An 8,132-nucleotide genomic window follows, 5' to 3' on the forward strand; every position below is an offset into this window, starting at 1 on the left:
CCGACCTCGGGGCCGGTGCAGGGCGCGGGCGTGGACTCCTGGGTCAGGACACGGAAGGCGATGTGCCAGCCGAGGGCATCCTTGACCAGGCGTGCACCGGTGATCCGGTTATCGGTGGTGGCGTGCTTGCCGACGGGGAGGTCTTTGGTCCAGCGGAATCGGACCCGGCCGATCCTGGGCAGGTTGACCATGCCCCAGCGGCGGTGTACCCGCTTGATGTTCAGGTCGCGGCCCTGCGGGACGTCCACGCTCATCACGGACCGCAAGCGGCCTTTGAAGTTCGGTGCGTTGGCCCGGCCCTCCCAGCAGTTCTTCCACGCCTGGACGTACGTCTTCAGCACCGCTTGTGCGGCCTGCGCGGGCAGGACGGCGAGGAAATCGAGGTCCTTGCGGGCCTGCCGTATCGCAGCATCGGCGTTCGCAAGCGTGCGCTTGTCCTTCGGCATCATCTGCCACCAGGCGTGCAGCAGGTTCCACATCGTGCGGGCCGCGTGCGCCTGGGCATCGGCGTTCGACACCTCGGCAGGCGATAGTGCAAGCCGGGCGCGGTGCCCGAACTGCCGCTTCACCAGGGTGTTTTCACTCATAGCGATCACCATACTGCAGTTGGTTTATGTCGCCGCGATGGAATCCGAATCCCGATGTTCGCACCGGTCGTCACGTTGTCTTCGACCTGCATGTCCATTTGGTGTTCGTCACGAAGTACCGGCGCGGCGTGTTCACCGACGCCATGTTGAACAGGTGCGAGGAGATCATGCGGGAGGTGTGCGAGGACTTCGAGGCCGAGTTGAAGCAGTTCAACGGCGAGCACGATCACGTGCACCTGCTCGTGCACTACCCGCCGAAGGTCCAGCTCTCCAAGCTGGTCAACAGCCTCAAGGGCGTCTCCGCCCGACTGCTGCGCAAGGAGTACGACACGCACGTCCGCCGGTACCTGTGGGGCGGGCACTTCTGGTCCGGCTCGTACTTCGCCGGCTCATGTGGAGGGGCGCCGCTCACCGTCGTGAAGCAGTACATCGAGCGGCAGCAGCGCCCCGTAAGCTGAGGTCAACAGTGCGGACCCGTGTCCACGGCCGAGGTCAGAGCAGTCCTGAGATGCGCTTCACCACCACCCTGAAGGGCGGCGCACTGCGCAAGATTAGAGGTAGACACGGCCCACGGTGGCGCCGCCGCCCGGTGACCAGAACGGAAGCCGGCCGCTCACCGCTCCAGCAGCATCCGCTGAAGCTCCCTGGCCGCGCGCGGCGGGGCCACGTCGCTGCGGTGGGCCAGGGCGATGGTGCGGTACAGGCCGGGCCGGGCCAGCGGGGTCACGCGCAGGCCGCTTCCGGAGCGGGTGGCGATCATACGCGGGACGACGGCGACGCCGAGACCCGCCCGTACGAAGCCGAGGACCGCGTCCATCTCACCGCCCTCCACCGCGAACTCCGGCTCGAAGCCTTCGGCGCGACAGGCCGCCACCGTCAGTTCCCGCAGGTCGTAGCCATGGCGGAACATGACAAGACGCTCGCCCTCCAGGTCTGCGATACGCACGGTGCGGCGGCCGCCACCGGGTCTGGGCTCGTCGGGCGAGGACACCACCACCAGATCCTCGCGCAGCAGCTCCACCGTGCTCAGTGCGGGGGAGGGGGTGGGCAGGGGCAGCACGATCAGGGCCAGGTCGAGGGCGCCGCGCGCCAGTTCCCGGACCAGGTCGTGGGAGCCGCCCTCCTCGATCAGCAGCTGGATTCCGGGGTAGCGGTCGTGGAAGGCGCGCAGCACGTCCGGCAGCAGTCCGGTGCACACGCTCGGCGTCGCGCCCAGGCGCACCCGGCCGCGGCGCAGCTGCGCCAGTTCCTGCACCTCGTGCCGCGCCGTCTCCGCGTCGGCGAGGATGCGGCGGGCCAGGGGCAGCAGCGCCTCGCCCGCGTCCGTGAGCGTGATGTTGCCGCGCGCCCGCAGGAACAGATCCGCGCCCAGCTCCCGCTCCAGTGCCCTGATCTGCTGCGACAGCGACGGCTGGGCGACATGGACGAGGTCGGCGGCCCGCGTGAAGTGCCGGGTCTCGGCGACCGCCACGAAGTACTGGAGCTGCTGGAACTGCACCTCACCAGCATAGGGCCTGTCTATCGAAACGAGGCGGACCATGTCTTGGACCGATGACAACCCCCCGTCCTAGCGTTCTGCCATGGCTCTGGCAACGCGGACGGACCGACGGCCGTCCATGGCACGCACCGTGTGGGACTCGACCCTCGGCAAGAAGACCGTGATGGCGGTCAGCGGGCTGATCATGCTGCTGTACCTGATCGCCCATGTGATCGGCAATCTCAAGATCTTCTTCGGTGCGGGCGAGTTCAACCACTACGCGCACTGGCTGCGCACCGTCGGCGAGCCCTTCATGCACTACGAGTGGACGCTCTGGATCATTCGGATCGTGCTGATCGTCGCCGTGGTCGCGCACGCCGTCTCCGCGTACCAGCTCAGCCGCCGCGACATCAAGGCGCGCCCCAGCAAGTACGTGCACACGAGGCCCCGGGCGAGCTATGCGACCCGCACCATGCGCTGGGGCGGGATCATCCTCGGCCTGTTCATCGTCTGGCACGTCCTCGACCTGACCACCGGCACCGTGCACTCCGGCGGCTTCCAAGAGGGCCACCCGTACCAGAACGTCGTCGACACCTTCTCCACGTGGTACGGCGACGTCATCTACATCGTGGCGATGCTCGCCCTCGGCCTGCACATCCAGCACGGCTTCTGGAGCGCCGCCCAGACCCTCGGCGTCGGCAGCCGCACCCGGGACCGTGCCCTGAAGACCACAGCCAATGTCCTCGCGCTGTTGCTCACGGCCGGTTTCATCGCCGTGCCCGTGGGCGTCATGACCGGAGTGGTGAGCTAGAGATGACTTCCTATGCGGACTACGCGACCGGAGAGCCGGTCGCCGACACCAAGGCCCCGTCCGGCCCGGTCAGCGAGCGCTGGGACAAGCGCCGTTTCGAGGCCAAGCTGGTCAACCCGGCCAACCGGCGCAAGCACACGGTGATCGTCGTGGGCACCGGCCTCGCCGGCGGCTCCGCGGGCGCCACCCTCGCCGAACAGGGCTACCACGTGGTCCAGTTCTGCTATCAGGACTCCCCGCGCCGCGCCCACTCGATCGCCGCGCAGGGCGGTATCAACGCCGCGAAGAACTACCGCAACGACGGCGACTCGATCCACCGCCTCTTCTACGACACCGTCAAGGGCGGCGACTTCCGGGCCCGCGAGTCCAACGTCCACCGCCTCGCCCAGATCTCGGTCGAGATCATCGACCAGTGCGTGGCGCAGGGCGTGCCCTTCGCCCGCGAGTACGGCGGGCTCCTCGACACCCGCTCCTTCGGCGGCGTCCAGGTCTCCCGCACCTTCTACGCCCGCGGCCAGACGGGCCAGCAGCTCCTCCTCGGCGCCTACCAGGCGCTCTCCCGGCAGATCGCCGCCGGCAACGTGGAGATGCATCCGCGTACCGAGATGCTCGATGTGATCGTGATCGACGGGCGGGCCCGCGGCGTCGTCGCCCGCGACCTGATCACCGGAAAGATCGACACGTACTTCGCGGACGCCGTGGTCCTCGCCTCCGGCGGCTACGGCAACGTCTTCTATCTGTCGACCAACGCGATGAACTCCAACGCGACCGCCATCTGGCGGGCGCACCGGCGCGGCGCCTACTTCGCCAACCCCTGCTTCACACAGATCCACCCCACCTGCATCCCGCGGACCGGCGACCACCAGTCCAAGCTCACGCTGATGAGCGAGTCGCTGCGCAACGACGGCCGGATCTGGGTGCCGAAGGCGAGGGGCGACAACCGGCCGCCGAACGAGATCCCCGAGGACGAGCGCGACTACTACCTCGAGCGCATCTACCCGTCCTTCGGCAACCTGGTACCCCGCGACATCGCCTCCCGCGCCGCCAAGAACGTCTGCGACGAGGGCCGTGGCGTCGGACCCGGCGGCCAGGGCGTCTACCTCGACTTCGCGGACGCGATCAAGCGCATGGGCCGCAAGAAGGTCGAGGAGAAGTACGGCAACCTCTTCGACATGTACGCGCGGATCACCGCGGAGAACCCGTACGAGGTGCCGATGCGGATCTACCCCGCGGTGCACTACACCATGGGCGGCCTGTGGGTCGACTACGACCTGCAGACCTCGATCCCGGGCCTGTTCGCCGTCGGCGAGGCGAACTTCTCCGACCACGGCGCGAACCGCCTCGGCGCCTCCGCGCTGATGCAGGGCCTCGCCGACGGCTACTTCGTCCTCCCGTCGACGATCAACGACTACCTCGCCCGCAACCCGCACCAGGACCAGGTCACGGTCGACCACCCCGCCGTCCAGGAGGTGCTCGCCGAGACGGAGGACCGGCTCAACCTGCTGCTGTCCGTCGACGGCGACCGCACCCCCGACTCCTTCCACCGCGAGGTCGGCGAGCTCATGTGGGAGTTCTGCGGCATGGCCCGTACCGACGCGGGACTGCGCAAAGCCCTGGAGCGCATCCCGCAGATCCGTGAGGAGTTCTGGCGGCGGATCAAGGTGCCGGGCACCGGCGAGGAGTTCAACCAGTCGCTGGAGAAGGCCAACCGCATCGTCGACTACCTGGAGCTCGCCGAGCTGATGTGCCTCGACGCGCTGCACCGCTCCGAGTCCTGCGGCGGCCACTTCCGCGAGGAGTCCCAGACCCCCGACGGGGAGGCCGCCCGCAAGGACGACGAGTTCGCCTACGCGGCCGCCTGGGAGTTCACGGGCACCGGCGAGGCGCCCGTCCTGCACAAGGAAGACCTGGTCTTCGAGTACGTCCACCCCACCCAGCGGAGCTACGCATGAAGCTCACCCTGCGCGTCTGGCGGCAGAAGAACGCCGACGCAGAAGGCGCCATGTCCACATACGAGGTGGACGGAATATCGACCGACATGTCCTTCCTGGAGATGCTCGACACCCTCAACGAGGAGCTCATCCTCAAGGGCGAGGACCCCGTCGCCTTCGACCACGACTGCCGCGAGGGCATCTGCGGCGCCTGCTCGCTCGTCATCAACGGCGACGCGCACGGCCCCGAGCGGACCACCACCTGCCAGCTGCACATGCGGTCCTTCAAGGACGGCGACACGATCGACATCGAGCCCTGGCGGGCCTCGGCCTTCCCGGTGGTCAAGGACCTGGTCGTGGACCGCTCGGCCTTCGACCGGATCATCCAGTCCGGCGGCTACATCACCGCCCCTACCGGCGCCGCGCCCGAGGCCCACGCCACGGCCGTGCCGAAGGCGGACGCCGACTTCGCCTTCGAACACGCGGAGTGCATCGGCTGCGGCGCCTGCGTGGCCGCCTGCCCGAACGGCGCGGCGATGCTGTTCACCTCGGCCAAGATCAATCACCTCAATGTGCTGCCGCAGGGCGCGCCCGAGCGCGAGACCCGGGTCCTGGACATGGTGGCCCAGATGGACGCGGAGGGCTTCGGCGGCTGCACGCTGACCGGGGAGTGCGCCACCGCGTGCCCGAAGGGCATCCCGCTCGTCTCCATCACGAACATGAACAAGGAGTGGCTGCGCGCGACCCGCAAGTCGGGCAGTCGCTAGCACCGAGACTGGCCGGCGCCGCTCGGGACGGGGCGGCGCCGGCCGCACGACGTTCGCCGGCACGGTGCGGACGGGCGGGAGCGGGCGTGGTGCTCAACCGTTCCTGGGGACTGAGCATGGGTTGCACGGGCTCAGTCGGACGCTCCGAACGGTGTTGGGCGTCCTGGTCTCCCGCGTTCGCGCCGCATCCGGCGACACGGATCGTGTCCGTGGTCCAAGGATGCGGGGGCGGGTTCCCTCACGCCCGCGGGTGCCGTGTCCGGCCTGGGCGGTCCGATGCCCCACACGATCGCTCTGGTCGTGTGGGGGCGGTGCCGTCCGTCGCCGGATGCGGTGCCCCAGGGCGCGCCTGCCGATCGCGATGCTCGCGGCATCGTGACGGCTGGTTTTCCTGGTTTTGCTGGTGAGGGGTTTTTGCCAGTGCTGGGCGCCCCACCTGCTGGTGTAGGCCGGGTCGACGGCGATGATGGTGATGCCGAGTTCGGCCGCCATGCTGACGAGCCGGGCCCGCAGCTTGGATACCGGCATGCCGGAGATCAACCGCCGAAACCGCCTCTGGCGGCCGTGCTTCTCCCGAGTTTTCACCGCGGCGAAGTCGAGGTCTTCGATCGCGATCGACACCCCGTGGCGTTTCGCCCAGTGCAGGAGCCGGATCAGTGCATGCCGTACCTGGGCATCCCGGTGGTCCGCGGTGCCGGACAGGTCGTAGAAGAACCGGCGCGGCCTGCCGACCGGATTGCCGTGGGCGTCCAGCCGCCAGGCGGCCAGATGGTCGGCGTTCGTATCGACACCGATCAGACCGCCTGCGCGGGCCTGGGACAGGGGAACGGTCTTGACTGGTGGGATGGTCCAGGAGGCGGTCAGGTACCAGCGGCAGCGGTCTGTGTCGTAGTGGATGCGGTAGGCCACGGCCCGGTTCGTGGTGATGCGGTCGGCCCACTCGTCGCTGCGGTGGTGGAAGACCGCGGTTGCGGCCAGGACGTACCGGCCGTGCCGGGCGTTCGCCAGGTGCGCAAGCGGGACGGGGAGCTTGAGGGAGACTTCGCCGTCCGGGGTGACGCGGATCGTCTCGTTCCCGAACCGCTTGCCCGATTCGCCGTCCGCCTGCAGGAACCAGCGCTCCGCTTCCCAACGACGCCGCCATGCCTGCTCGGTGAGCTGCGCCGCCTCGAGGTGGTGTCGGGTGTGGAGCAGGCGTTTGCCGCCCCGCACCACCCGCACCCGCCCCACCTCGTGATCGGCCCGCTCCCGCTCCAGCCGATCCTTCAGCAGATGCAGCCGCCGGGACTTGTGGAACCACTCCTGCCGGGTGCGGTATCCGCCCGGCGCCCGCTTCGAGCCCTTCTCACCCACCGGCAGCGACAACCGGTTGGCGATCGTCTTGATACCGGCCTCAAGGCTGCGGATGTGCGCGAGCTGGGCACGCCGGGACAGCGCCCACTGATCGTGGGTGGCCTTCGTGATCGAACCGGCCCACCGCGAGGACGACGTGTCGGTCAGGGCCCGCTTGCGCCTGGCCCACGTATCCGCGGAGTGCTCCAGCCCGTCGGCGCACCGGCGTTTGAGATCCTTCGAGGCCAGCGACCCCAGATGCGCGCCGACCAGACGTAACACGTCGTCGTCGTCCGGCGTGAGGCCCTTGATGCGGGTGCGGATCGCCACGCCGGACGGGCCGACGGCCACGAAGGAGGCAGCGATCGTGCGCAGCGACTCACCACGCATCGATGCACCCCCCTCCCTCAACGCTTGATCAGCAACAGGAAGAACGGTACCGGCCGGCACTGACAATGCCCGCCAAGCGGTCGTGCGCGCTGCAACACCACGAACAAGTACATGCTCGTGCACACTCACACACACTCCTGCACATCCGAAAACGAACAGATCCCAACCCCCGCATACGCCAGGCACTACGCACCAGCGCGGCCGACTGAAGCGGTCGATGAGGCGTATCGGCCTGCGCAGCTTCTACTGCTAGTACGGGCGGCCCCTGCCGAACACACGGGCCCTGACCGCGCTGCGACAGGGCATCGACGACCTGTGGGCGACGACCCGCCCGTGCTGCTTCCGCCCCTCCTCCGTGCCCGCTGGACGCCGTCGTCGATGGCGTCGGCGTGGGAGTACTCAGGTTGAACTCGTGATGTCCGGTGCCTTGATCGCGTCGTGGTCCATGGTCAGGCCGGTGGGCGGGAGGCAGCCGTCGATCAGGTGGGGCCGATACTGGATCTTTTTCAGCTTGCGCTTGATCATGCGGGTGAGGTGCGCGAGGTCGGCGGCGGCGAAGTCGGCCAGGTGCCTCTTGAGAAGCGACCAGATGCCCTCGGCCGGGTTCAACTCCGGTGCATAGGAGGGCATCCGGAAGATGCGCAGCCAGTCCTGGTGTTCCTCGGCGAAGTCGGCCAGCTCCTGGACGAGATGCACGTTCAGGTTGTCCCAGCACCACACCACTGGGGTGCCGAGTTGGAGGTGGGTCATGACGATCAGGTCCCGGTACTGGTGCCAGGTGAACGCCTTCGGCTCGCCGCGGCGCCCGTGCCAGATGTGCAGGGTGTAGAAGAAGCG

7 protein-coding genes and 1 pseudogene are annotated in these 8,132 nt (G+C 68.5%); 4 read left to right on the top strand and 4 right to left on the bottom strand.

Annotation, left to right across the window (positions count from 1 at the left end; translation table 11 throughout):
- Positions 1-587, bottom strand: a pseudogene (locus ACWDA7_RS47790) (RNA-guided endonuclease TnpB family protein); the annotation flags it as partial.
- A gap of 26 nt (positions 588-613) precedes the next feature.
- Between ACWDA7_RS47790 and tnpA the strand changes: the two are divergent.
- The gene (gene tnpA / locus ACWDA7_RS47795; RefSeq protein WP_450613836.1) at positions 614-1,045 is read left to right on the top strand and encodes an IS200/IS605 family transposase; all 432 of its coding nucleotides are present in this window, start codon (positions 614-616) and stop codon (positions 1,043-1,045) included.
- Positions 1,046-1,200: 155 nt separating this feature from the next.
- Here the strand turns inward: tnpA and ACWDA7_RS47800 are convergent, their stop codons facing one another.
- Positions 1,201-2,085 carry a LysR family transcriptional regulator gene (locus ACWDA7_RS47800; RefSeq protein WP_450613838.1) on the bottom strand — a complete coding sequence of 295 codons (885 nt, stop codon included), beginning with the start codon at positions 2,083-2,085 and terminating at the stop codon, positions 1,201-1,203.
- Positions 2,086-2,203: 118 nt separating this feature from the next.
- Here ACWDA7_RS47800 and ACWDA7_RS47805 point away from each other — a divergent pair, with 118 nt between their 5' ends.
- From ACWDA7_RS47805 to ACWDA7_RS47815, 3 genes are read left to right on the top strand one after another with little or no spacing between them, the layout of a single operon-like run.
- On the top strand, positions 2,204-2,875 hold the full coding sequence (locus ACWDA7_RS47805; protein ID WP_450613847.1) for a succinate dehydrogenase: 672 nt from the start codon (positions 2,204-2,206) through the stop codon (positions 2,873-2,875).
- Positions 2,876-2,877: 2 nt separating this feature from the next.
- Positions 2,878-4,827: a fumarate reductase/succinate dehydrogenase flavoprotein subunit gene (locus ACWDA7_RS47810; RefSeq protein ID WP_450613840.1), complete on the top strand. Its 1,950-nt coding sequence runs from the start codon at positions 2,878-2,880 to the stop codon at positions 4,825-4,827.
- Positions 4,824-5,573: a succinate dehydrogenase/fumarate reductase iron-sulfur subunit gene (locus ACWDA7_RS47815; RefSeq protein ID WP_450613842.1), complete on the top strand. Its 750-nt coding sequence runs from the start codon at positions 4,824-4,826 to the stop codon at positions 5,571-5,573. Before ACWDA7_RS47810 ends, ACWDA7_RS47815 begins: the two co-directional genes overlap by 4 nt.
- A gap of 93 nt (positions 5,574-5,666) precedes the next feature.
- Here ACWDA7_RS47815 and ACWDA7_RS47820 read toward each other — a convergent pair whose 3' ends face one another.
- Both ACWDA7_RS47820 and ACWDA7_RS47825 read right to left on the bottom strand, forming a co-directional pair.
- A complete protein-coding gene (locus tag ACWDA7_RS47820; protein ID WP_450613844.1) occupies positions 5,667-7,295 on the bottom strand; it encodes an IS200/IS605 family accessory protein TnpB-related protein in 1,629 nt (542 codons plus the stop codon).
- Between the two features lie 399 nt (positions 7,296-7,694).
- Positions 7,695-8,132 (bottom strand): transposase (locus tag ACWDA7_RS47825; protein WP_450613846.1); only part of this gene is annotated, 438 nt, incomplete at its 5' end.

Source organism: Streptomyces sp. NPDC001156 (assembly GCF_053598275.1).

Excerpts from the sequence above, each read along its gene's own strand:
- ACWDA7_RS47815 (WP_450613842.1), top strand. The coding sequence starts at position 4,824 with ATGAAGCTCACCCTGCGCGTCTGGCGGCAGAAGAACGCCGACGCAGAA.
- ACWDA7_RS47805 (WP_450613847.1), top strand. The coding sequence starts at position 2,204 with ATGGCACGCACCGTGTGGGACTCGACCCTCGGCAAGAAGACCGTGATG.
- ACWDA7_RS47820 (WP_450613844.1), bottom strand. The coding sequence starts at position 7,295 with ATGCGTGGTGAGTCGCTGCGCACGATCGCTGCCTCCTTCGTGGCCGTC.
- tnpA (WP_450613836.1), top strand. The coding sequence starts at position 614 with ATGTCGCCGCGATGGAATCCGAATCCCGATGTTCGCACCGGTCGTCAC.
- ACWDA7_RS47810 (WP_450613840.1), top strand. The coding sequence starts at position 2,878 with ATGACTTCCTATGCGGACTACGCGACCGGAGAGCCGGTCGCCGACACC.